Source organism: Actinomadura rayongensis (assembly GCF_009831215.1).
GTDB lineage: Bacteria > Actinomycetota > Actinomycetes > Streptosporangiales > Streptosporangiaceae > Spirillospora > Spirillospora rayongensis.
In genome coordinates, this window is the sequence record NZ_WUTW01000004.1 from 34,611 (window position 1) to 58,333 (window position 23,723).

The 23,723-nt window shown below is 75.8% G+C and carries 21 protein-coding genes; 8 read left to right on the forward strand and 13 right to left on the reverse strand.

The window, feature by feature from the left end; genetic code table 11:
• The first annotated feature begins 183 nt into the window (after positions 1 to 183).
• From GQ466_RS19425 to GQ466_RS32880, 5 genes are read left to right on the forward strand one after another with little or no spacing between them, the layout of a single operon-like run.
• A complete protein-coding gene (locus GQ466_RS19425) occupies positions 184 to 1,395 on the forward strand; it encodes a hypothetical protein (RefSeq protein ID WP_161104415.1) in 1,212 nt (403 codons plus the stop codon).
• Positions 1,392 to 1,931 carry a hypothetical protein gene (locus GQ466_RS19430; protein WP_337193547.1) on the forward strand — a complete coding sequence of 180 codons (540 nt, stop codon included), beginning with the start codon at positions 1,392 to 1,394 and terminating at the stop codon, positions 1,929 to 1,931. The genes GQ466_RS19425 and GQ466_RS19430 overlap by 4 nt, the downstream gene beginning before the upstream one ends.
• Complete coding sequence (locus GQ466_RS19435; RefSeq protein WP_161104416.1) at positions 1,924 to 2,568, forward strand: DprA-like winged helix domain-containing protein; 645 nt, start codon at positions 1,924 to 1,926, stop codon at positions 2,566 to 2,568. The genes GQ466_RS19430 and GQ466_RS19435 overlap by 8 nt, the downstream gene beginning before the upstream one ends.
• Positions 2,565 to 5,585 (forward strand): chromosome partitioning protein ParA, encoded by a 3,021-nt coding sequence (locus tag GQ466_RS19440; RefSeq protein WP_161104417.1) that lies wholly within the window; start codon positions 2,565 to 2,567, stop codon positions 5,583 to 5,585. Before GQ466_RS19435 ends, GQ466_RS19440 begins: the two co-directional genes overlap by 4 nt.
• Before the next feature lie 37 nt (positions 5,586 to 5,622).
• A complete protein-coding gene (locus GQ466_RS32880) occupies positions 5,623 to 7,131 on the forward strand; it encodes a nitroreductase family deazaflavin-dependent oxidoreductase (RefSeq protein WP_161104418.1) in 1,509 nt (502 codons plus the stop codon).
• On the opposite strand, the gene GQ466_RS19450 is transcribed toward GQ466_RS32880, so the two are convergent.
• The 3 genes from GQ466_RS19450 to GQ466_RS19460 all read right to left on the reverse strand — a co-directional run bounded on the left by GQ466_RS19450 (position 7,128) and on the right by GQ466_RS19460 (position 10,656).
• On the reverse strand, positions 7,128 to 7,622 hold the full coding sequence (locus tag GQ466_RS19450) for a VanZ family protein (protein ID WP_161104419.1): 495 nt from the start codon (positions 7,620 to 7,622) through the stop codon (positions 7,128 to 7,130). The genes GQ466_RS32880 and GQ466_RS19450 overlap by 4 nt on opposite strands.
• A gap of 61 nt (positions 7,623 to 7,683) precedes the next feature.
• A complete protein-coding gene (gene lon, locus GQ466_RS19455) occupies positions 7,684 to 10,080 on the reverse strand; it encodes an endopeptidase La (protein ID WP_161104420.1) in 2,397 nt (798 codons plus the stop codon).
• Between the two features lie 183 nt (positions 10,081 to 10,263).
• A complete protein-coding gene (locus GQ466_RS19460) occupies positions 10,264 to 10,656 on the reverse strand; it encodes a DUF2267 domain-containing protein (RefSeq protein ID WP_161104421.1) in 393 nt (130 codons plus the stop codon).
• A gap of 144 nt (positions 10,657 to 10,800) precedes the next feature.
• On the opposite strand from GQ466_RS19460, the gene gad reads away from it, so the two are divergent.
• Complete coding sequence (gene gad, locus GQ466_RS19465; RefSeq protein ID WP_161104422.1) at positions 10,801 to 12,174, forward strand: glutamate decarboxylase; 1,374 nt, start codon at positions 10,801 to 10,803, stop codon at positions 12,172 to 12,174.
• A gap of 4 nt (positions 12,175 to 12,178) precedes the next feature.
• On the opposite strand, the gene GQ466_RS19470 is transcribed toward gad, so the two are convergent.
• From GQ466_RS19470 to GQ466_RS19485, 4 genes are all read right to left on the reverse strand, one after another.
• Entirely contained in the window at positions 12,179 to 13,438 is a 1,260-nt protein-coding gene (locus GQ466_RS19470; RefSeq protein ID WP_161104423.1) for an MFS transporter, read from the reverse strand.
• 1,048 nt (positions 13,439 to 14,486) lie between these two features.
• Entirely contained in the window at positions 14,487 to 14,987 is a 501-nt protein-coding gene (locus tag GQ466_RS19475; protein WP_202420800.1) for a GNAT family N-acetyltransferase, read from the reverse strand.
• A complete protein-coding gene (locus tag GQ466_RS19480; RefSeq protein ID WP_161104424.1) occupies positions 14,984 to 15,322 on the reverse strand; it encodes a DUF3817 domain-containing protein in 339 nt (112 codons plus the stop codon). The genes GQ466_RS19475 and GQ466_RS19480 overlap by 4 nt, the downstream gene beginning before the upstream one ends.
• A 49-nt stretch (positions 15,323 to 15,371) precedes the next feature.
• The gene (locus GQ466_RS19485) at positions 15,372 to 15,728 is read right to left on the reverse strand and encodes a hypothetical protein (RefSeq protein ID WP_161104425.1); all 357 of its coding nucleotides are present in this window, start codon (positions 15,726 to 15,728) and stop codon (positions 15,372 to 15,374) included.
• Positions 15,729 to 16,069: 341 nt separating this feature from the next.
• On the opposite strand from GQ466_RS19485, the gene GQ466_RS19490 reads away from it, so the two are divergent.
• Together GQ466_RS19490 and GQ466_RS19495 are read left to right on the forward strand one after the other, a co-directional pair.
• Positions 16,070 to 17,380 carry an SWIM zinc finger family protein gene (locus GQ466_RS19490; RefSeq protein WP_161104426.1) on the forward strand — a complete coding sequence of 437 codons (1,311 nt, stop codon included), beginning with the start codon at positions 16,070 to 16,072 and terminating at the stop codon, positions 17,378 to 17,380.
• Positions 17,377 to 19,971 carry a DUF6493 family protein gene (locus GQ466_RS19495; RefSeq protein ID WP_161104427.1) on the forward strand — a complete coding sequence of 865 codons (2,595 nt, stop codon included), beginning with the start codon at positions 17,377 to 17,379 and terminating at the stop codon, positions 19,969 to 19,971. The genes GQ466_RS19490 and GQ466_RS19495 overlap by 4 nt, the downstream gene beginning before the upstream one ends.
• Here the strand turns inward: GQ466_RS19495 and GQ466_RS19500 are convergent, their stop codons facing one another.
• The 6 genes from GQ466_RS19500 to GQ466_RS19515 form a co-directional block, all read right to left on the reverse strand.
• Entirely contained in the window at positions 19,972 to 20,874 is a 903-nt protein-coding gene (locus GQ466_RS19500; RefSeq protein ID WP_161104428.1) for an oxidoreductase, read from the reverse strand. It abuts the gene before it with no gap.
• 83 nt (positions 20,875 to 20,957) lie between these two features.
• Positions 20,958 to 21,446 (reverse strand): glutathione peroxidase, encoded by a 489-nt coding sequence (locus GQ466_RS19505; RefSeq protein WP_161104429.1) that lies wholly within the window; start codon positions 21,444 to 21,446, stop codon positions 20,958 to 20,960.
• Between the two features lie 37 nt (positions 21,447 to 21,483).
• A complete protein-coding gene (locus GQ466_RS30905; RefSeq protein ID WP_168212230.1) occupies positions 21,484 to 21,651 on the reverse strand; it encodes a hypothetical protein in 168 nt (55 codons plus the stop codon).
• A 222-nt stretch (positions 21,652 to 21,873) separates the two neighbouring features.
• On the reverse strand, positions 21,874 to 22,029 hold the full coding sequence (locus tag GQ466_RS30910) for a hypothetical protein (RefSeq protein ID WP_168212248.1): 156 nt from the start codon (positions 22,027 to 22,029) through the stop codon (positions 21,874 to 21,876).
• Between the two features lie 151 nt (positions 22,030 to 22,180).
• Positions 22,181 to 22,468, reverse strand: coding sequence for a hypothetical protein (locus tag GQ466_RS19510; RefSeq protein ID WP_161104430.1), 288 nt, complete (start codon positions 22,466 to 22,468; stop codon positions 22,181 to 22,183).
• 125 nt (positions 22,469 to 22,593) lie between these two features.
• On the reverse strand, positions 22,594 to 23,652 hold the full coding sequence (locus GQ466_RS19515) for an LCP family glycopolymer transferase (protein WP_161104431.1): 1,059 nt from the start codon (positions 23,650 to 23,652) through the stop codon (positions 22,594 to 22,596).
• Positions 23,653 to 23,723: the final 71 nt, after the last annotated feature.

Consider the following 23,723-nt stretch of genomic DNA (forward strand, 5'->3'; position numbering starts at 1 on the left):
CGCCCAGTTTCCGCGGCCCGTGCGTGCGCACCGCCGAGTCTTTCACCGCGCGCGGGTGATCGTCTCCCGATTCGGCGGGCCGGTTGCGGATTCCGTGCCGGGCGGGCGGCGCGGGACGGGCGGAACACGCCGGTCAGGCGGCGATTCCCGTTCTGTCGGCGGGCGGGTCTACGGTAGGTCGCCGTGTCCGCAGTCGATCCCGAACCCGTCCCGAGCCTGGACGACGCGCTGGAGGGCGAGGCCGTCCTCGGCGTGTACCGGCAGATGTTCGCGGCCCTCGCCCGCGACGGCGGCGCCGTCGTGGACGACCCCGAGCTGGTGGACGTCGCCGAGACGCTGCTGGCCGCGTTCGCCGACGCCGGCGAGGACGGCCTGAGCCGCGAGCAGATGCGGTACGTGTGCCGCCGCTACCCCGCCGAGGTGTTCGAGAACCGGCTGCGGGTGCTGAAGGGCCTCGGCGCGGTGCGGGAGGTGTTCCCGAAGCCGAACCAGCTCCGCTACCGGGCGTCGTTCACGAGCGTGGTCGGGCTGATGTTCGTCCGGCGGATGATGCTGGACGGCGGCCAGAGCGAGATGCACCGCCTGCTCGCGCTGGAGCAGCTGAACGTCGCCGACCCGCGCATGACGCCCGCGCAGGCCCGCGCGGGCGCCGAGGGGCTGGCGCGCGCGTTCCGGCTGTGGAGCGTGGAGCTGCTGACGCTGACGAACGGCACGATCGAGGAGCTGCGCGAGCAGGCGCCCAAGCTGTGGGGCGCGGACGAGATCCTGGCGGGCGCCGAGCGGCTGCACGGCGCGATCCTGCGCCGCTGGCCCGAGCTGGACCGCACCTGCACCGAGCTGCGCGCCGCGCTGTACGCCTACGGGGACGCGTCGCGGCGGGCGGCGGCGCGCCTGTCGGACTCGGCGGGCCTCACCCGGAACCTGACGCTGCTGCCGCCCGAGACGTGGCGGACGTTCGCGCGGACGGCCTCGCGGGACGAGCTGGCCGCCGTCCTGGACGGGTTCGTGTTCGACGCGCCCGCCCCCTGGCACGAGCCGTCGGCGGTGGTCGCGGCGGTGGCGGACGCGCCGCGCGCGGTGCCGGTGCGTCCGGCGCCGCCGCGTCCGTCCGGGCCCGACCCGGGGCTCGCCGACCGCGCCGACGCCGGGACCGCCGACGCCGACCGGCTGCGCGAGGTCGCCGAGCAGGCGCTGCGCGGCCGGGACCGCGCCGACGTCGCGGACCTGCTGGACGGCGACTGGCCCGCCGCGCGACGGCTGCTGGCCGACCTGTCCTCGGCGCACCTGCATCCCGCGCTGCCGTACCGGCTCGTCTGGGGCGACGGGCTGGCGGCGCGGCCGGGCGCGGCGCCGTCGTGGGTGTCGCCCGGCGTGTTCGAGCGGACGGACCGGTGAGCGACGAGTGGGCGCCCGGCATCCTCGCGCGGGCCCGGGCGCGCGTGACCGGCGCGGTCTCCGTCCCGGCCGCCGAACCCGTCCCGCCGGGGCTGGCCGCCGTGCCGGACGGGCCGCGCACCTGGCTGCTGCCGTCCTGGCCCGACGGCGCGACGCCCGCCGTGCTGGAGCAGTACGAGCTGGCGCCGATGCCGCTGGACCGGTCCGGCCAGGCGCGCCGGGTGCTGGCCGCCGCGCTGCGCTGCTGCTGGGCGAACCTGGACGACGCGCCGTGGCCGGGCGTCCCGGCGCCCGTCCCGGCGGTGCTGGACGTGTACGCGGGGATGACGCGCGGGGACGCCGCCCTCGCGGGCCGCTGGGCGACCGGGGAGCTGCGGCGGCTCGCCGACACGGGCTGGCTGGTGCTGGACGAGGCGCGCGGCGTCGTCCGGACGGGTCCGCGCACCGCGCTGTGGCCGCACGAGGCGCTCGGCCCGCTGCGCGACCTGCTGCGGCGGATGCCGGGGCCGTCGCGGGAGGCGCTGGGCGATGAGTGAGCTGTTCGACCCGCTGCTCGCGCCCTACGACGAGCGGCGCCGCGCGGAGCTGGTCGCGGCGTACATGGCGGTGGAGCACGCCGCCGCGCCGGTGCCCGAGGTCCGCTTCCCGGCGCTGCGCGAACCGGCGCTGCGCCGGACGGTCGCGGCGATGCTCGCGCTGTCGGGCCGGACGCTGGTGCGCGGCGCCGACCGGGACTGGACGTCGGGCTACCACGACGACGTCGCCGCCGCGCTCGCCGCCGACCCCGCCTGCGTCCTCCCGGTGGAGGACCGGGCGGTGCTGACGCTCGTGCTCGTCCACTCGGTGGCGATCCCGCGCGCGACGGGCACGCTCGGCGAGGACACGTGGCTGTCGCCGTACCCGGCGGCGGCCGACGAGCTGCGCCGCCGCTCGCAGCTCCCGGTGGGCGAGCTGGAGGCGGCGCTGCGGCGGCTGCGGACGGCGGGCCTCGTCACGCAGGTGAAGGCGGGCGGGGACGAGGCGGGCGGCTACGTCCCCGGCCCGCAGTTCCACCGGCTGACGCCGGGTGCGCGCCGCCGTCTGCAAGAGGAACTGATCCTGGCGGCCGGGCCGGACTCGCCGCTGGCCGCCGCGATCCGCGCCCGCCGCCGGAGCAACGAGGAGGCCTCATGACCGCCGTCACCGACGCGCTGGTGCCCGAGCCCGCCACCGGGGGCGAGGACGTCGTCGGCGACCGCGTGCTCGTCGCCGTCCAGGCCGTGAACATCTCGCGGCTGTCCACGCATCCGGTGCCGACCGTGCCGGGGACGCTGATCGTCGTGGCCGGGCAGGGCCCCAAGGACTCCAACGGCGCGGGCAAGTCGTCGTTCATCGCGGCGATCACCGCGCTGCTCGGCGACGAGCAGTGGCGGTTCGCGTCCGGCGCCCGCGCGGTCTCCGAGCTGCTGTTCAACGCCGAGCTGGCCACGCAGGGCGACAGCGCGTGGGCCAGCGCCGACCACGGCTACATCGCGGGCGTGTTCGACGGGGACGGCGGCCCGCTGACGGTGTGGCTGCGCGTGAACGCCGACGCGCCGCACCTGGAGGTCCGGTGGCGCCCCGGCGTGCACCTGGCGGCGGCGCCGTCGGAGGCCGAGCGGGTGACGCTCGCGGACGGCGTGTGGGCGTCGCTGCCGCGCGGCGCGGGCCGCCGGGACGTCGTCGCCAAGGACCTCGGGCGCGTCCTGTACGGCGGGCGGGTGCGGTGCGTGTCGTTCCTGTCGACGTCCGTCCGGTCCAAGGTCGCGACGAACCTGCTGTCGCAGCCGCTCAACGAGATCCCGCCGGAGCGGATCTTCAACGCCATCGCGGCGCTGACCGGGCTGGACCGGGAGCTGGAGGCCGAGCGGGTCGCGCGCGCCGAGGAGCACCGCGAGCGGGCCGGGGCGGCCGAGGCCGCCGAACGGCTCGCCGCGTGGGAGCGGGACGCGGCGGCGCAACTGCGGGCGTTCGACCGCCGCGACCGGGCGCGCGCGGACGCCGAGGCGGCGCTGACCTGCTGGCGGACGCGACGGGCCCGGCTGCTCGCCGACGCGATCGAGGCGGACGCGGCGCTGGCCGCCGAGCGCGCCCAATGGGAAGCTGACGAGTCCGACGCGCGGGACGCCGTCGCGGCGGCCGAGCGGGAGATCGAGCAGCTCTCCGGGGAGACGCTGGACGCCGGGCTCGCCGCCGCCGCGTCCGCGCTCGCCGACGCGCGGGCGCGCGCGGAACGGCTCGGCGCGGACGCGGCCGTCGCGCGGGACCGGGCCGAGGAGCTGCGGCGGCGCGTCCCGGCCCTGGAGGACCGGCGGCGCGAGGCCGACGGCCGGGACGAGGCGGCGGCCCGCGCGGAGCTGGCGGCGGCCGAGACCCGCAGGGACGAGGCGCAGCAGGCGTTCGGGCGGGCGCGCGGCGCGGTCGCGGCGGCCGAGCGCGCGGCGGCGGAGGCCGACGCCGGGGCGAGCAGCGCGCCCGCGCAGCTGCGGGCGCTCGCGGCGGCGGGCATCGCGGCGGACGGCCTGCTGGACGCGATCGAACTGGACGAGGCCGTCCGGGACACGTGGGAGACCCGGCTGTGGCCGTACCGGGAGGCGGTCGTCGTCGCGGCCGACGCCCTGGACGCGGCGGCGGAGGCCCTGGCCGGCCTGCCCGGCTCGATGATCGTCGCGGCGTCGGACGGCGACCTGCCGGACGGCGTCCGCTCCACCGTGCCGATCGCGGGGTTCCTCAGCGGGCTCGGCGGCGACGGCGTCATGGTCGTCGGCGGCTTCCCTGATCCGGTGACGGGCCGCGCGGCGCGCGTGAAGGCGGCGCACGCCGCTTGGGAGGCGGCCCGGGCGGAAGAAGAAGCGGCGCGGCGCCGCGCGGACGACGCCGCCGCCGACGTGGCCCTCGCGACGAGGCGCCTCGCGGGCGCGCGGGCGGGCACCGAGCTGGACGCCGTCCACGCCGACCTCGCCGCGCAGCGCGACCGGCTCGCCGCGCTGACCGCGCAGGAGGCCGCGCTCGCGCCCGAGCTGGACGCCGCCGAACGCGAGGTCCGCCGCCGCCAGGCCAGGGCCGACACGCGCGCGCTGGAGCTGGACCGGCTGCGCGGGCGCCGCGAGGCCCGCGAGCGCGACCGGGACCGCGTCCGCGCCGCGCTCGCCGACCTGGACCGGCGCCGCGCCGCGCTCGGCCTCGCCGCCCTGGAAGAGGACTGGGGCGCGCCGCGCGAGACGGCCGCCGACCTGCTCGCCGGGCTCGACGCCGACGCGGCCACCTGGACGCCCGACGAGTGGTGGCAGACCGCCGAGAAGCACCTGTCGGAGGCGCTGCGGCACGCGTTCCCCGACGGCCCGTCCGACGCGGACGCGCCCGAGGAGATCCGGTTCCTGCTGCGCGAGCGCGCCGAGGGCGAGGGCCGCCGCACCGAGCGCGAGCAGGCCACGTTCCCGCGCCTGGCCGCCGCGCTGGACGGCCATCTGCGCCGCCAGGCCGACTACGAGCGGCACCGGCGCCGCCAGATCGAGGTGCAGCTCGCGGCCCGGCACGCCGACCTGGTCACCGCACGCAAGGGCGCCGAGGAGGCGGCGGGCGCGGCCGAGGCGCACCGGACGGCGCTGACCGCCGCGATCCGCGCCCGGCTCCAGCGCGTCGCCGAGGAGTTCGACAAGCTGGACACCGCGTTCGGCGGGTACGGCGCGACGCTGGAGTTCCCGACGCCCGAGCCGCCCGCCGACCCCGGGCAGGAGTGGCGGTGGCGGGTCACGCCGAAGTGGCGGCGCGCGGACGGGCAGCGGTTCGTCCCCTACAACCGGCGCGCCAACACCGCGCTGATGGACGAGAAGGCCGTCAAGCTGGTGTGCGCGGCGGCGCTGGCCAGCGCGGGCGGCGGGCGGCTGTGCCTGGTGCTGGACGAGCTGGGCCGCAACCTCGGCAAGGAGCACCGGAAAGAGGCCGTCGCGCTGTTCCGCAAGATCGGCGAGACGCACGGCATCACGGTCATCGGCGCCCTCCAGGACGACATGGAGCCGTACGCGATCGACGCGTGCGGGCAGTATGTGAAGCTGCGCCGCTCGTCGGACGCGATGCCCTACAACGAGCCGCCGGTCGTCGTCGGGTACGACGAGCACGCCGAGCGCGTCCGGCTGCTGGCCGAGCAGGTGACGGCGGCGCGCCCGGAATGAGCCGCCGCCGGGGACGGCCGGACGTTAGGTTCTAAGCGTGCGCGTCTTCCTCACCGGTGCTTCCGGTTTCGTCGGGTCCCATGCCGTGCGGGCGCTGGTGGAGGCGGGGCACCGGCCGCGCGCCCTCGTCCGCGACCCCGCCAAGGCCGTCCGGGTGCTCGGGGCGCTCGGCATCGCCGCCAAGGACATCGAGCTGGTGCGCGGCGACATGCTGGACGCGGCGGCGGTGACCGCCGCGCTGGAGGGCTGCGACGCGGCGATCCACGCCGCCGCCGCGCTCGGCGTGACGGGCCGCGCCCCGGCCGATCTCGACGCCGTCAACGTCACCGGGACGCGGAACGTGGTCGGCGGCGCGGTCGCGGCGGGCCTGTCGCCGGTCGTCCACGTGTCGACGGTCGCGGTGTTCGTGCCGACGTCCGCGCCGGTCATCACGGCCGAGACGCCGCTCGCCGGGGGCCGCACCGGGTACGGCCGGTCCAAGCTCGCCGCCGAGCAGTACGTGCGCGGGCTGCAAGAGGAGGGCGCGCCCGTCACGATCGTGTACCCCGGCGGGGTGTGCGGGCCGGACCAGCCCACACCGGACGCGCTGATGGAAGGGCTCGCCGCCGCGCTGCGGGTCGCGTGGCCGCTGACGGCGGGCGGGGTCTCGGTGCTGGACGTCCGCGACCTCGCCGAGGCGCTGGCCCGGACGGTCACCGGCGGCAAGACCGGCGAGCGGTGGGTGCTCGGCGGGCACTACCTGACGTGGCCGCAGCTGGCCGCGCTGTGCGACGCGGTGACCGGCGTCCGGTCGGTGAAGATCCCGCTGCCGGGAGCGGTGGTGACGGGCGCGGGCGCGGCGCTGGACGCGGTCCGGCGCGTCCGGCCGGTCCCCTATCCGCTGACGCGCGACGCCGCCGAGTTCATGGCGCGGCTCGTCCCGACCGACGACCGGCCCGCGCTGGACGCGCTCGGACTGGAGCTGCGCCCGGTGCGGGAGACGGTCACGGACGCGCTGCGGTTCCTCGCCGCGTCCGGCCGCCTGGACGCGCGGCACGCCGGACGGCTCGGCGGCGCGCGGCGGCCGACGCTCGTGCAGCGCGGGCTCGGGCCCGCCGTCCGGCGGATGGCGGCGGCGCCGTGGTTCCGCAGGGTCGGGCCCAAGGTCGTCCCGCCCGTGGACCGGGCGCTGAACCGGCTCACCGGCGGACGGTTCCTGCTGTCGCAGGCGATGGTCCCGAGCCTGCTGCTGACGACGCGCGGCGCCGTCACCGGCCAGCCCCGGCGCACCCCGCTGGCCTGCCTGCCCGACGGCGACGGCTGGCTCGTCGTCGGCTCCAACTTCGGGCGGGCCGCGCATCCGGCGTGGACGGGGAACCTGCTGCGCCACCCGTCCGCCCTCGTGACCTGGCGGGGGCGGACCGTCCCCGTCACCGCGCGGCTGCTGGACGGCCCCGAACGCGCGGCGGCGTGGCCCCGGCTGGTCGCGGTGTGGCCCGTCTACGACCGGTACGTCGAGTCGTCCGGACGGACGCTGCGCGTGTTCCGGCTGAGCCCGCGCCGCTAGCGGCGTCCGCGCAGGGTGCGCGACAGGCGGCGGCCGAGCACGAGGTAGGCGAGCAGCACGCCGGCGGTGTTGAGGATGATGTCGTCCACGTCGAAGGCCCGTCCGGTGACCGCGAGGCCCTGCGTGCACTCGATGACGAACGACACGAGCGCGCCGAGGAACACGAGGCGCAGCGGCCCGCGCAGCCGCACCGACGCGACGGGCGCGAGCACGCCGAGCGGCGCGAGCAGCAGCAGGTTCCCGCCGATCTGGAGCGCCGCGTCCTTGAACGGACGGTCCCAGTAGAAGCGGAGCGAATGGCCGGGGTCGGTGTTGCCGCCCGCCTGGCCGTGGTCGGCGACCGGCGTGAGCGTCAGCCGGTACGCCGCATAAGAGAACGCCGCGAGCCCCGCGAGGGCGATCAGCACCGCGACGACGCGCAGTGCCCTGACGTACCACCGGACCGGCTCGCGGGGCTTGGCCGGCTGCTGGAGTTCGATCGTTCCCGACACGCTCGGCTTGTCCCCCGCCCCGCGCGGTTCATTCCACGCGGGACGGGGGACCGTGGCCGGATCAGGCCGCGACGGCCGTCGTCGCCGACTCCAGCGCCAGGTCCAGGACCTCGCGGACGTCGCTGACGGTGAAGACCGTCAGGTTCTCCAGCACCTCGGCCGGGACGTCCTCCAGGTCCGGCTCGTTGCGCTTGGGCACGATCGCGGTCGTGATCCCGAGCCGGGACGCGGCCAGCAGCTTCTGCTTCAGCCCGCCGATCGGCAGCACCCGCCCGGTCAGCGACACCTCACCGGTCATCGCCACGTCCGCGCGGACCGGACGGCCCGACAGCAGCGACGCCAGCGCCGTCGTCATCGTGATGCCCGCGCTCGGCCCGTCCTTCGGGATCGCGCCCGCCGGGACGTGGACGTGGACGCCGCGGTCCTTCAGGTCCCCGACCGGCAGCTCCAGCTCCGCGCCCCGCGACCGCAGGTAGCTCAGCGCGATCTGCGCCGACTCCTTCATGACGTCGCCGAGCTGGCCGGTGAGCGTGACGCCCGTCCCGCCGGTCTCGGGGTCGGCCAGCGACGCCTCGATGTAGAGGACGTCGCCGCCCGCGCCCGTCACGGCGAGGCCGGTCGCGACGCCCGGGACGGCCGTGCGGCGCTCGGTGCGGCTCAGCTCCGCCTCCGGCGTGAACCGGGGACGGCCCAGGTACTCCTTCAGGTCGGCCGCGTCCACCGTGACCGGCAGCGCCGTCTTCTCCAGCGCGACGTTCGCGGCGACCTTGCGCAGCACCCGCGCGACCGCCCGGTCCAGCGACCGGACGCCCGCCTCCCGCGTGTACTCCGACGCCAGCAGCCGCAGCGCGTCGTCGGTGACGGTGACCTCCGCCGCGTCCAGCCCGGACTTCTCCAGCTCCCGGGGCAGCAGGTGGTCGCGGGCGATCGTGACCTTCTCGTCCTCGGTGTAGCCGTCGAGCTGGACCAGCTCCATGCGGTCCAGCAGCGGGCCGGGGATCTGCTCGACGACGTTCGCGGTGGCCACGAACAGCACGTCGCTCAGGTCCAGCTCGACCTCCAGGTAGTGGTCCCGGAAGGTGTGGTTCTGCTCGGGGTCCAGGACCTCCAGCAGCGCGGCCGTCGGGTCGCCCCGGTAGTCGGCGCCGACCTTGTCGATCTCGTCCAGCAGCACGACCGGGTTCATCGACCCCGCCTCGCGGACCGCGCGGACGATCCGGCCCGGCAGCGCGCCGACGTAGGTGCGCCGGTGGCCGCGGATCTCGGCCTCGTCGCGGACCCCGCCGAGCGCGACCCGGACGAACTTGCGTCCCATCGCGCGGGCGATCGACTCGCCGAGCGAGGTCTTGCCGACCCCGGGAGGGCCGCCGAGCGCCAGGACCGCGCCGCTGCGCCGTCCGCCGACGACGCCGAGGCCCCGGTCCGCGCGGCGCTTGCGCACGGCCAGGTACTCGATGATGCGCTCCTTGACGTCCTCCAGGCCGGTGTGGTCGGCGTCCAGGACGGCGCGGGCGCCCGCGATGTCGTAGGCGTCCTCGGTGCGCTCGTTCCACGGCAGGTCCAGGACGGTGTCCAGCCAGGTGCGGATCCAGCCGCCCTCGGGCGACGCGTCCGACGACCGCTCCAGCTTGTCGACCTCCTTGAGCGCGGCCTCGCGCACCTTCTCCGGCAGGTCGGCGGCCTCGATGCGGGCGCGGTAGTCGTCCTCCTCGTCGGCCGGGTCGCCCTTCAGCTCGGCCAGCTCCTTGCGGATGGCCTCCTGCTGCTGGCGGAGCAGGAACTCGCGCTGCTGCTTCTCCATGCCCTCCTGGACGTCCTTGCGGATCGTCTCGGCGACGTCCAGCTCCGCGAGGTGGTCGCGAACCCAGCCGATCGCGAGCGTCAGGCGCTCGTCGGTGTCGGCGGTCTCCAGCAGCTCGGTCTTCTGCTCGTCGGTCAGGTAGGGGGCGTATCCGGCGTTGTCCACCAGCGTGGACGGGTCGTCGATCTGCTGCACGACGTCCACGACCTGCCACGCGCCGCGCTTCTGCAGGACGGCGCTCACCAGGCCCTTGTACTCCTTGGCCAGCTCGTGCGTGCGTCCGGTGGGCGCCGGGACCGGGATCTCGGTGCCCTCCACCCACAGCGCCGCGCCCGGCCCGGTCGTCCCGGTGCCGATGCGGACGCGCGCGACGCCGCGCACGACGGCCCCGGGCTCACCGCCGGGCAGCCGTCCCTCCTGCTCCACGACGGCCAGCGTGCCGACGGCGGTGTACTGCCCGCCGCGGCGCGGAACGATCAGCACCCGCGGCTTGGCGGCCGACCGGATGCCCGGCCCGCGGCTCTGGGCGACGGCCCGCGCCGCCTCGATGGCCGCGCGCACCTCGGTGCCGTCGGACAGGTCGAGGGGAACGACCATGCCCGGCAGAACGGCCCCGTCGTCCAGGGGCAGCACCGGCAGCGTCAGGGTCTCGCTCATGCTCAGCTCCGTTCTCCGTCCGTGCGGCCCTCCCGGACCGCTCCGGATGACCCGCCCCAGAGGGTTGAGTCATACACACTCAAGAAAACGTAGCCGAGTTTTGTTTCCTCCCCGCGTTCGCTCTCAGCGATCAGGCGCGGGGACCGTACCCCGGGGAACGCCCGGGGGGCGGGGGCGCTTCCCCTAGTCGTTCAGTTCGTGTTCGCCGAACAGGGGCGCGTAGCCGGACGGGAGCTGGCTCAGGACGTGGTTCAGCTCGCCGCCCGAGACGGTCGCCGCGACCGTCGAGAGGACGGCGCTCGCGTCCATCTGGGCCGTCGTGCCCGCCGCGTGCGTGCGTTCGGCGATCCTTCGGCAGAACTCGTCCACGCCGAACGACTCGGGCAGGTCGGGGTCGTCGGCGAGCAGGACGTCGTCCAGCGGCTCGGGGAGCTGGGCGGCCAGGTGCGCGGCGCCCTCGGGCGTCATCCGGCTGCGCAGCACCTCCAGCACCGAGACCGTGACGTGCTCGGCCTCCCGCCGGTCGGTGTACTCCCCGTTCTCCCGCACCGTCTTGATGAACTGGCCGTACTTCATGTCGTCCCTCCCTCTCCGGAGAGCCTCCGCTACCCGCCGCGCCGCCCGGTGAACCCCGCCGCCGGTTCTTTACGCGCATGGGGGATTCTGGACGGAACGTCCGGCGGAAGGATCACCGGAGACCGCCGGAGACGAGGAGGCGTGATGCCGCTCCACCGTGTGGCGACCGGGACGTCCGGGGCCGACGACGTGTTCACCGCGCCGCTGGCCGAGCAACCCCTGCCGAAGTCGCGCATTCCCGACGATCCGAGCGACCCGAAGGTCGTCTACGACCTGCTGCGCTCCGAACTGCTGCTGGACGGCAACTCCGCGCAGAACCTCGCCACCTTCTGCACCACCTACAACGGCGACGAGGTCAAGCGGCTCATGGCCGACGCCCTCGACAAGAACATGGTGGACAAGGACGAGTATCCGCAGACCGCCGAGATCGAGCGGCGGTGCGTCCGGATCCTCGCCGACCTGTGGAACGCGCCCGGCGGGCCGGACACGATGGGCTGCTCCACCACCGGGTCCAGCGAGGCCGCCATGCTCGGCGGGCTCGCGCTGAAGTGGCGGTGGCGCAAGGCGCGGGAGGCGGCCGGGAAGCCCGCCGACAAGCCCAACCTCGTCTGCGGGCCGGTGCAGGTGTGCTGGGAGAAGTTCGCGCGGTACTTCGACGTGGAGCTGCGGCAGATCCCGCTGGAGCCGGGCGCGACGGGCATCCGCCCGCACCAGCTCGCGCACTACGTGGACGAGAACACGATCGGCGTCGTCGCGATCCTCGGCGTCACGTTCACCTGCGACTACGAGCCGGTCGCGGAGATCGCCGGGGCGCTGGACGCGATCCAGGCCAACACCGGGCTGGACGTGCCGATCCACGTGGACGCGGCGAGCGGCGGGTTCGTGGCGCCGTTCGTCCGGCCCGACCTCGTCTGGGACTTCCGGCTGGACCGGGTCGCGTCGATCAACTCGTCCGGGCACAAGTACGGGCTCGCGCCGCTCACCTGCGGGTGGGCCGTCTGGCGGGCGGCGGACCTGCTGCCCGAGGAGCTGATCTTCCGGGTGGACTACCTCGGCGGCGAGATGCCCACGTTCGCGCTGAACTTCTCCCGGCCGGGCGGCGAGGTCATCGCGCAGTACTTCAACCTGCTGCGCCTCGGCCGGGAGGGGTACCGGCGCGTCCAGCAGAGCTGCATGGACACCGCGCAGTACCTCGCCGGGCGGCTGCGCGACATGAAGGTGTTCGAGCTGCTGTACGACGGGTCGTCCGCGCTGCCCGCCGTCTGCTACACGCTGCACGGCGACCCCGGGTTCACGCTCTACGACATCACCGAGCAGCTTCGGACGCGGGGCTGGCAGGTGCCGTCGTATCCGCTGCCCGCCGGGCGGAGTTCGACGGTCGTGCAGCGGGTGCTCGTCCGGCACGGCATCAGCCGGGACGAGATCTCGCTGCTCGCCGACGACATCGAGGCCGTCCTGGCGAAGCTGCGCGCGGGCGGCGGACGGGGCGGGCCGCAGGAGCCGTCCTTCCACCACTGACCGGTCAGCCGGCGACCGCCAGATCGGCGGCGGGCCCGAGCGCGGCCCGGTCCCGCTCGGGCCGGACCAGCGCCCCGGCCAGCAGCCCGCCCGCGACCAGCAGGACGGCGGCCAGGTCGAACGCGTGCCCGAAGCCCTCCGCCGCATCGGGCGCGCCCTCGACCAGCGCCCCGGTCACCGCCGGGCCGAACGCGCCCGCCGTGGACGCCAGCGCGATGACCGCGCCGAGCAGCGGCGCCCGCTGCCGCACCGGCGCGATCTCGGCCAGCGCGGTCTGGGTGAGCGTGATGAACGTGTGGGCGCCCGCGAACGCGACGAGCAGCACGAGGACGAGCGCGGCCGTCCCCTCGACGCGGGTGAGCAGCGCGACCGCCAGCCCGGACGCCGCGATCGCCGACCCGCCGACCACGCCGCGCGCGATCCGGCTCGGCGCGCCCGCATGCAGCATTTTTCGCGACGCGACGGCGACGCCGAGCACCAGCGCGATCGACCCGGCCTGTGCGACCGCCGCGACCATGCTCGCCCGGCCCAGCGAATGGCCGTGGACGCGCTGGAGGTACTGCGGCAGCCACGTCGTCGCGACCGCGAGCATCCAGTACGCGGCGAAGCACGCGGCCAGCGCGGCGAGGACGCTGCCCCGGCCGAGCAGCCGCAGGTAGGGGACGGCGCGGGCGTCGGCCTCGGGGGCGCGGGCCGCGTGCGGGCCGTCCGCGCCGAACCGCAGCCACGCGACCGTCCAGGCCAGGCCGAGGACGCCGGTCAGCGCGAACGCCGACCGCCACCCCCACTGGCCGATCGTCAGCGCGAGGACGGGCGCGCCGACCGCGACGCCCGCCGCCGCGCCGATCGGCAGCATCGCGCCCGGGACGGCGCGCTCGCGGTCGGGGAACCAGCCGAACGCGGTGTGGTTGGCCAGCGGGAACGCCGGCCCCTCGGCCGCGCCGAGCACGACGCGCGTCGCGACCAGGGCCGCGAATCCCGCCGCCGGGAGCGCCGCCACGAGCTGCGCGCCGCTCCACAGCAGGACCAGCGCGGCGAGCAGGCCGCGCGCCGGGACGCGGTCGGCGAGGAACCCGACGATCCCGCCGGACACGCTGAACAGCAGGTAGAACGCGCTGCCGACCGTCCCGAACGCGGTGTCGCCGAGGCGCAGGTCGGCCTGGATGTCCCTGCCCGCCAGGCCGAGGACGGCCTTGTCGGCGAAGTTCACCACCATGAACAGGAACAGGAGCCAGACGATCGTCCAGGGACGCCGTGCCGTCATGGACACCCCCCGTGGCCGATCGTGACGCTGCGTGAGCGTCCACCTTCGCGGGCGGGTGGGCGCCGCCGCAAGACCCCCGGACGTCTTGTGGCTTGACGGCGACTCCTCGGTGGCGTTTCCCGGCCGGTTTTCTGGCGCTCCCGGTCGGGCGCCCGTCCCGGCGGCGGACCCGGCGTCCGGCGGCCCACGCGCCCCGGGCGTCCCGCCAACTTCTTCCTTGACCTGGGTTTACGCCCGCGATGACGGCGGGTACCTTCCGCATGGAAATCGTGACGCTGGGTGACGGTCAACGTCGAGGTCCGGTCAAGGGGACTTCGCCTGATCCCACCGGAGAAAGGGGGTTTCGATGCCGTTCACTCGCGGGGGCGACGCCCCTGCCGGCAGCGTCGCCGTTCCGGGCGCACGATCGTCCGGTTCCGTCCCGGCGGCCGAGGACGTCCCCGACGGGCCGTCCCGCGACGCGCACCGGCCCCCTTGCCCTCCGGTGCGCGTCGCGGCGACGGTCGCCGGGTGCACACCTCGGGTCCTCGGCCGTCCAGGACGCGCACCGGCGAGCACCCGACGGCCCTCGACCGGCCCGCCGCCGCGCGTGCGCGGAGCGGCGGCGGGCCGCTCCAGTCCCGCCCCAGTCCCGCACCGGCCCCGGGGTCGCGGCGCCGTGCGCCCCCGCGGCACCGTGACCAGCCGGGCCGGCGGCGCAGGCGAAGCGCAGCGCCGCCCGCCGGTCCGGCCTCCTCGCCTCCGGCGGCGGCACGCCCGCCCCGGCCCGCCCCCGACCCCGTCCGGCGCGCCCCGCGCCCCGGACGCGAGGGGGTGAGGCCCCGGACAGACCATCCGGCGCACGCCGGCGCGGCCCCGGGCGTCCGGTTCACGTCCCGACCCCCGTCCCGGACGGCCCGCGGCCCCAGTGGAGAGACACTGCCCACCCGTCCCGGGCGGCATCGATGACCGCCCGGGACGGGCCGCGCCCCACCCACGCGGGCGCGGGCGTGGCGGCGGGCGGGTTGTGTCCGCCCGGTCGCGCGTGTGCGTCGGCCGGTGGGGCGGGTCAGAGGGGACGGGCCCAGAACTGCCCGTGGATCTCGTCGCCGAAGCGGCGGGCCGGCGGGTCCTCGCTCGTCAGGCGGAAGCCCGCGCGCTCGTAGAGGCGGATCGCGGCGCGCTGCAGGACCGTCGTCCACAGCGTGATCTCCCGGTACCCGGCCTCCCGGGCGAAGGTCACGCACGCGTCGATCAGCGCGGTGCCGACGCCGGCGCCGCGCGCGAACGGTTCCACGTGCAGGATGCGGAGCTGCGCGACGTCGCCCTCGCGGGGCGAGCAGAAGATCGCGCCCGCGCGTTCGCCGTCGAGTTCGGCGATCCAGCCGTTGGAGCGCGCCGGGTCCCGGTTCAGCACATAGGCGGACAGGACGCCCGCCACATGCGCCTCGTACGTCTCGTCCCAGTTGCACTCGGCCGCGTAGAGGGCGCCGTTGCGGGAGATCACCCAGCCGAGGTCGCCGGGCGCCAGGGCGCGCAGGCGCAGCCCCGGCGGAGCCTGCGCCGTCACGCCTGGACCGGCGCGGACGCGGCCTCGTTCCCGGCGGCCAGCTCGGCGCGCGCCGCGCCGACGATCTTGTGCTCGATGTAGAACGCGAGGAACGGGATCAGGCCCGCCGTGACCATCAGCGCCATCCGCGGCAGCGGCCACGAGAACCGCCGCCACAGGTCGTACGCCATGACGAGGTAGACGATGTAGAGGATGCCGTGGATCGGCGAGATGATCCCCGACGGCGTCGCGTTGCCGCCGATGTAGCGGATCGGCATCGCCACGAAGACGAGGAGCAGCAGCATCACGCCCACCGTGAAGGCGAGGGCGCGGTAGCGGGTGACGGCCGCTTCCACAGGTTCACACCTTTCTCGACGCGCCCGGCGCGCGGGCGGCCACGACCGGTCAGGCGCGCTTGCCCTGCGCGTTGAGCCGGGCCAGATAGCGGTTGTAGGCGGCGAGCGCGGGGTCCTCTTCCTCCTGCCGCCGGATGATCTCCCGGGTCACCTTCGCCTCGGCGGGCTCCTCGATCGGCTCGGCCGACGGGGGCTTCACGCCGTTCAGCTCGTCCCGGATCATCTTGATCCACATCACCACGACGAAGACCGAGAACACCGGCCACTCGAACGTGTACGCCCAGCTCCGGTCGTTGCCGCCCGTCGCCCGCTCGAACTGCCACCAGCCGAAGAACAGGAACGAGAAGAACAGCACGACGGCGATGGCATGGAGACCGAGCCAGCCGGGGGTGAGGAACCTGCGCACGTCACCCACCGTACCCCCGCCCCCACCGAGCCCGCGCCCGCCCCCGCACTACCGCGTCTCCCGAACGTCGCGGGCACGCAGCCGACTCCACCGCGCGCACTCCCCAGCACGTGCGCGAGCCGACCGACGGTCCGGGCGACGGCGAGCCCGCGCCGCGGACGAGGCCGAGCGGGCACCCGCCGCGCGTCGCCGGACCGGTACACGGCGTGCCCGAGGCCGGGGATTCGCTTGCCCGCGCAGAGCCGTCCGGCGAGTCGTCGCGCGCTGCCCGGACGGGCTGGCGCTGGCGTTTCCTGAGCAACTCGCCTGATTTGTCGGTCGTCTCCCCTACGGTGACGGGCATGTCGATCACGGCACCGGCCCACGGGTACTCGTACGCGCGCCCGTCGGGGCTGTCGGACGGGCGGCTCGGCCTGTCCACCTCGGGCGGGCGCACCGCCAAGGGACCCGCGGCCCGGCCGCACTTCTTCAGCGGCGTCGTGACCCGTCCGGCACCGGCCGCCGCCGCGCTGCTGGCCGTCGCCGACGTCGCGACGACGCGCTACCACCGGCCCGGCGGCGCGTCCCGCGACCCGGTCGTCACGTGCAACGGGGACCGGCTGCGGCTGGAGGCGTTCTCCGGCTGCGGCGGCGTCTACGCGCGGCTCGACCTGCTGGCCGGGGCGCTGGACGGCGACGTCCACGACCTCGGCACCACCAACGTGGACGTCAACCCGCCGCTGCGCACGGCGCTGGCCCGGGTGGGCGCGGGCGACCCGCTGCACTTCGCGGTCGGCGCGGACGAGCTGGTCGTCACCACCGGCGACGGCGCCGCCGTGGAGAAGAAGGTGCCGCTCCCCGACCGGTGGCTGCGCGGGTTCGCCGAGGTCCAGGTCATCACGGCGGGCTTCGACCCCCGCGCGGAGCTGCGCGGCCCGGAGGCGGTCCGGTTCGTCCGGTCGCTGCGGTCGGGCGGGGCGCCGTGGTTCGTCCCGGCGGGGCGGACGCTGCGGCCGGCGGCGCGTCCGGTGCCCGGCGCGGTGTGCGCGGCGGCGCCCGAACGGCTCCGCACGATGCTGCCGCTGCTGCGGTTCGCGACGGCGCTGCGCGCGTACGGACCGCCCGCGCCGGACGGCCCGGCGGCGAGCGTGTGGGAGCTGGAACTGCCGGGGATGCGGTACGTCCTCGCCCTGTCCCCCGAAGTCCACCGGGGGTTCTCCGGCGAGGGCGCGGTGCTGGACGCCCTCGCCGGGGACGACACCGCCGACGACGCGGACCTGGTCGGCGCGCTGCTGGCGTTCGAGCCGCGCCTGGACACCGATGTCCTCGCCGAGCGCTCCGGACTGCCCGCCAACCGCGTCCGCGCCGCGCTGACCTGCCTCGGGACGGCCGGACGCGTCGGCTTCGACGCCGCCGAGGCCGCCTACTTCCACCGCGAGCTGCCCTACGACGGCACCCGCGTCACCGCGCTGAACCCCCGGCTGCGGGCGGCGCGGGAGCTGGCCGCGTCGGTGCGGTTCGCGACGGACGGCACGGCGCTCGTTCCCGGCTCGGAACGCGAACACCGGGTGCGCGAGACGTCCTGCACCTGTGAATGGTGGACACGGCACGGCGGCGGGCGCGGTCCCTGCAAGCACGTCCTGGCCGTCCGGCTCGCCGGGGAGGCGCGATGAACGTCGGCGACCTGATCGAGGCGGGCGACGCGGCGGGCGTGGTGCGGCTCGTCCAGACGATGCCCGAGGACGAGCGCCGCGCGACCGCCCGCGAGCTGCCCGTCCTGCTCCGCGAGCTGAAGAAGGGCGACTGGCACCCCTGGGGCAAGGACGGCGACCGCGCCGACGCGCTGGCCCTCGCCGGGGCGGGCTGCATCGCCGGGGCCGCGGCGGCGGCGACGTGGCTGTGCAAGAACGACATCGCCGACGTCGGGATGCGCGAACGCGGCTACCCGGCGCTGATCGTCGCGGCCACCGAGCACCGGACGCCCGCGTGGCGCGCGGACGTCGCCGCGCGCATGACCGGCCGCCTGCGGTTCCGCGAGGACCCGATGACCTCCGTCGGACGCTGGCGCGCGGCGGCGGCGCTGACGCTCGCGGCGGACGCGGAACCGCCCGGGGACGACGCGTTCGTCGCGGGCTGGGCCACGTGCGCGCTCACGCTCGCCGACGACCCGTTCCTGCCCGCCCTGCTCCCCCGCCTGTTCGAGGCCGACGGCGTCGGCGCGGCGCTCCAGTGGGACGCGGGCGAGACCGCGCAGGTCTGGACGGGCGTCTCCCGGGTCGTACGGCCGTCCTGGCTGGCCGCGCTCACCGCGCTGGCCGACACGGGCCGCGTCGACCGCGACCTCCTGCTGGACGGCTGCCTCGGCAGGTTCCTGCGCGGCGGGCGCCTGATCGACCTCCAGTGGTTCGTCCGCCTCTACGACGCCCTCGCGCCCGGCCCGGACGAGACGACCGCGCGGCTGCGCGACCATCTGCGGCTGCTGCCGTCCGCGCCCGTCCCGGTGGCGGAGCGGGCGCTTGCGGCCGTCCGGACGGCCGACGAGGCGGGCGCCCTCGACCCGGCGGCGTTCGCCGAGGCGGCCGACGCGCTGCTGTTCCGGCCCGAGAAGAAGCTGGTCAAGGCGGCGCTCACCTGGATGGACCGCACCGCGCGGAGCCGCGAGCGGGTGGACGCCACGCTGCGCGCGCTGCCCGTCCTGTTCTCCGCCGAGGCCGCCGACCTCAGGGACCGGGCCGTGCGGTGCGCGGTGAAGCACGCCGCGCACGCCGGAGCCGACGTCCGCGCTGAGATCCGGGACGCCGCCGCCGAGCTGCCCGCCCCGTCCCGCGCGACGATCGCGACCGCGTTCGGCGAGGTCGCGGCACCCGTCACGATCGCGTTCCCCGACCTGCCCGCCTACACGCCCCGCCCGTTCCCCGCACCCGCCGAGTCCGCCGCCGAGCTGGCCCACCGGCTCGCGGCGGTACGGTCCGACACGGCGGCCTGGCAGGACGTCGAACGGCTCGTCGCGGACGTCGTCGCGTTCGCCTGGCGGGACGGCGCCGCCCTGCGCGCCGCGCTGGACGGCGTCGTGCCGCGCCGCCCCGACACCCGGCTCGCGGCGGACTTCGGGACGGCGACGACCTGGCTCGGGCTCGCGACCGCGGCCGTCCTGGACGGGCGCCTCCGGCCGCGTCCGAAGGAGGCGCACGGCCGCTTCCGCCGGGACCGGCCGCACGGCGCCGGCGCGAACCGCTGGCTGCCGCCGATCCTCCAGCGGTTCCTGGCGTGGCGGATGCGGGAGGCGGCGGACGCGGTGGGGCGCGTCCCGCTGCTGCTCGCGACGCCGACCGACGCGTCCGGGGCGCTCGACCCGGACGTCCTGCTGCGCCGCCGCGCCGAGCTGGACGCCGCCGGGGTGCGGCCGGGCCGGGCCGACGCGGTCCAGGCCGTCCTGCGGCTGCCGCGCGAGGCCGCCGCCGTCGCCGAGCGGCTGCTGCCGGGCGCGGGCGCGTGGTTCGACGCCCCGACGGTCGCCTGCGCGGTGGAGCCGGTGCGGGTCGGGCGCGGCGACGGCGAGTACGCGCCGCGCCTCGCCGGACGGGTGACGCTCAAGGAGAAGGTGCCCGACGAGCTGGACCGGGCGGCGCGGCTGCCGTCCGGACGGTCCTTCGGCGACGCGTTCGCCACCGGCTACACGATCGGCGTCGGCCAGTGGCCCGGGATGTTCCCGCACCACCGCGAGGTCGCCGCCGCGCACCTGCTGCCGTCCCTGCCGCTCGGCATGACCGTCGACTGGTTCCCGTCCGGGGTGACGGCGGGCCTCGCGGCGGCGGGCGGCCCGCCGGGACCCGCGACCGCCGCCGTCCTCGCCTGCGGCCTGAGCGGCACGCCCGCCGCGCGCGCCGAGGCGGTGGACGCGCTGCTCGTCCTCGCCGCCCGCGACGCCCTCGCCGCCGCCGACCTCGGCGCGGCCGTCGTCACCCTGACCGGCCAGGCCATCGTCAAGGTGAACCGCGTGACCGAGTCACTGGGGCAGGCGGCGGACGCGGGCGCCCACCGGCACGTCTTCACGGCGATCACGACGGCGCTGCCCGGCCTGCTGCCCGCGCCGGGCGCGCGGCCCGCCACCGGACTGCCCGACCTGCTCGCGCTCGCCGCCCGCATCGCCGAGACGGCGGGGCTGCGCGCGGACCTGCCGGAGGTCGCGGCGGTCGCGGCGCGCGGCGGATCGAGCCGGCTCGTCCGCGAGGCCGCCCGGCTGCACCAGGCGACGAGCGCCTGATCAGGCGAAGGTCACGCCGGTCAGGCGCTCGGACGTCTCCCACAGGCGGCGGCCGAGGTCGGCACGGTCCGCCGTGCGGCCCATCGGGACGCGGCCCGGCGCGCCGCGCAGGTTGAACACGCCGCGCGGGCCGTAGCAGGCGCCGGTGGTGACGTCCGGGGCCGTCGCCGCGTACAGGGTCGGCAGCGCGCCGCCCGCCGCGGACTGGCCGATCAGCGTGTTGCCGAGGACGGCGATCCGGTCGGTGACGGCGTTGCCCTCCATCTTCGGACCCGCCTGCTGGAGGTTCGTGGACGCGTACCCGGGATGCGCCGCGACGCTCACGACGTCCGGATAGCGGCGCGCCAGCTCCTTGGCGAACACCAGGTTCGCCAGCTTGGAGTCGGCGTAGGCGACCCACTTGCGGTAGCGGCGCTCGCTCTGCAGGTCGTCGAAGCGCAGCCGCCCGACCCTGGCGAACCCGCTGGTGACCGTCACCACGCGCGGCGCGGCGGTCGCGCGCAGAGCGGGCAGCAGCAGGCCCGTCAGGGCGAAGTGGCCGAGGTGGTTGGTGCCGAACTGCATCTCGAAGCCGTCGGCGGTCGTGCGGTGCGGCAGCGCCATCACGCCCGCGTTGTTGACGAGCAGGTCGAGCGGCCCGTCGTGCGCGGCGGCGAACGCGCGGACCGACTCCAGGTCGGCGAGGTCGAGCGCCGCCAGCTCGACGGCGGCGTCCGGGACGGCGGCGCGGAGCCGACCGAGGGCCTCCGCCCCGCGTTCGGGACTGCGGCAGGCGAGGACGACCGCCGCACCGTGCCGCGCCAGTTGCAGCGCGGTGTGATACCCGATCCCGCTGTTGGCGCCGGTGACGATCGCGCGCCGTCCGCCGAGGTCGGGAATGTCGTCCGCCGTCCAGTCCGTCATGGCCCCTCCGCCGTCGCTCTCGGTTCTGGTGACAACGACCGGCGCTCCGGATCCGTCCCCGGGGCGCCGGATCGGCCGCCGGATCAGGCGGGCAGCGCCGCCTCGACGGCCGCGACGACCTCCGCCGACTCCGGTTCGGTCTGCGGGGAGAACCGGGCGGCCACGGCCCCGTCCGGTCCGACGACGAACTTCTCGAAGTTCCACCGGATGTCGCCGGTGTGGCCCTCGGCGTCGGGCACGTCGACCAGCTCGCGGTACAGCGGGTGCCGGTGCTCGCCGTTGACGTCGACCTTCTCCGTCAGCGGGAACGTCACCCCGTAGGTCGCCGAACAGAACGCGGCGATCTCCTCGGAGGTGCCCGGCTCCTGCCCCATGAACTGGTTGCAGGGCACGCCGAGGACGGTGAAACCGCGCTCGGCGTACCGCTCGTGCAAACGTTCCAGGCCTTCGTACTGCGGGGTGAGGCCGCACTTGGACGCGACGTTCACCACGAGGACGGCCTTGCCCCGGTACTGGCCGAGGTCGGCGGAACCGCCCTGAAGGGCGTCGATCTCTACATCGAAGACAGACATGCGGCCGATCCTAGAAGACCGGCCCGCAGGCCCCGCGTCAGCCTCCCAGCACGCCGATCGACGTCACGAACGTGCCGAGCTGGTTGCCCGCGTCGCCGAGCCGCGCGAAGGCGTTGTTCACCACGTCAGCCGCCGCACGGGGCGAGCTGAGGAGATAGAAGATGACAAACGCGATGGCGACAAAGCGGCCGTACTTCTTCATCATCTGGCAACGCCGTCCTCGTAGTAGCGCAGCGACACAGGGACCCGATCACATTGTGCCCCGCTGCTGTGATCTGCAAAGCGGGATTTTACTGTGACCTGACGGCAACCGCTGGCTGTCCCGCGATACCCGGACTTGACGGATCCGACCGCGTCCGGCACGCTCCGCTCCGCCGCGACGCAGCCCCGCGCCCGCCGGGGGCACGGGGCGCCGGGCCGGCGGGCGTCAGGGAATGGCGCTCATGAACTGCGCCAGCGAGTCCGCGGCGTTCCCGAGCCCGCCCAATCCGCTGTTCACCAGGCTGGCCGCACCGTCGGGACGACTGATGACGTACCAGGCGATAAACGCGATCGTGGCCATTTTCAGGTATTTCTTGTTCACGTCCCCCACCCTCTGCGGTGACTTGCCTACAGAGAGTAATTCCCTGGGGCCGGGGACGTCAGGCGCACCCAGGGTAAAGACACGGCGACAGAACGTGATCGCCGGGACGGGCCGCCGGGAACGGGCAGCTCAGCGCGCCGCGCGCCGCCGGTCAGCCGCCGTGCTCGGTGAGATAGCTCACATACACGGGCCGCAGCGCGTCGGCGATGTCGCTGTCCCCCGCCTGCCGGAACTCCTCCAGCAGCGACATGACGTGCAGCATGTCGAACTCGGCGCGGTCGACCTCCCCGGTGGCCGCGGCGGCGGCCGGGATGGCGCGCAGCAGCTCCCAGAGAAAGCCGAGGTCGCGGCGCTCGCGGGCGCGCGCCACCGCCCGGTCGTGCAGCTCCGCGGTCGGGAGCAGCTCCAGTTCGGCCGCGTCGGGCGTCTTCTCGGACATGCCACCGACTCTAACCGCTGCCCCCGTCACTCCCGCGCCACCCGCCCCCGCGCCCGGCGAGCGGGCCCAGGCCGAACCCGCGCCGCCGCCGCGCCCGGGCGGGCGTGGCGGCGGTGCGGGCGGGTTCAGTTGCTGATCGCGCTCGCGGGGACGGGCTCGTCGTGGGCGAGGGCGCCGAACAGCTTCCCGGCGCGGGCGCCGTCCCAGGTGATGTAGGCGCCGACGGACGGCGTCGAGCCCATGCCGCCGATCGGCACGGTCGTCGTCCGCCCGCTCCCGCCGCTGACGCCGCGCATCGCCCACATCATCCGGGCGAGGTCGTACAGGTGGTCGTGGTCGTCCACCAGGAAGTTGCTGGTGGCGTTGAGCGCGAGCGGGACGCTGCGGAACGGGTTGAGCAGCACGCCCGGCCCGGTCGACTTCTTCATCAGGGCGCCGAAGAACTGCCGCTGGTGCTCGACGCGCTCCAAGTCGGCGCGGGCGTAGGCGCGGGACCTGACGTAGCCGAGCGCGTCCTTGCCGTCCAGCGTCTGGCAGCCGGGCTTGAGGTCCAGCTTGGCCTTCGGGTCCTTCATCCGCGACTTGACGCAGATGTCCACCCCGCCGACCGCGTCCACCACGCCGACGAACCCGCTGAACCCGATCTCGGCGTAGTGGTCGATGTGGACGCCGGTCGCCCCCTCGACCGTCCGGACGAGCAGCTTCGGCCCGCCGAACGCGAACGCCGCGTTGAGCTTGTTGGAGCCGTGCCCGGGGATCGGGAGGTAGGAGTCGCGCGGGAGGCTGACGAGCGTGGTGCCGCCCGAGCCGTAGTGCAGCAGCATCATCGAGTCGGTGCGGCGGCCCGCGGCCTGGCCCGTCCCGAGCTTGTGCCGCTGCTCGCGGGACAGGCCCGCGCGGCTGTCGGAGCCGACGATCAGCCAGTTCGTGCCGGGCGTGTCGGCGACGCGGCCCGCGTAGTCGGTCAGGACGTCCTCGCGCTTGAGCCGCGAGTCCAGATAGAAGTAGCCGCCGACCACGACCAGCACCAGCACGAGCGCCAGCACCCCGAGCACCCGGGGCCAGCGCCGCCGCCGCGGATACCCGGACGGGCCGTCGTAGGAGCCCTGCCCGTGCCCGCGGAGCTGATCCCCGTAGGCGTACGGGTCCTCCGGCGGGACGGAGGCGGACCTGCTGTGCGCCACGGGAACGACCTTCCTGCGAACCACCCGGCCCGGACGCCGGGAACGTCCCCCAACACTAGACATTCCCGCCG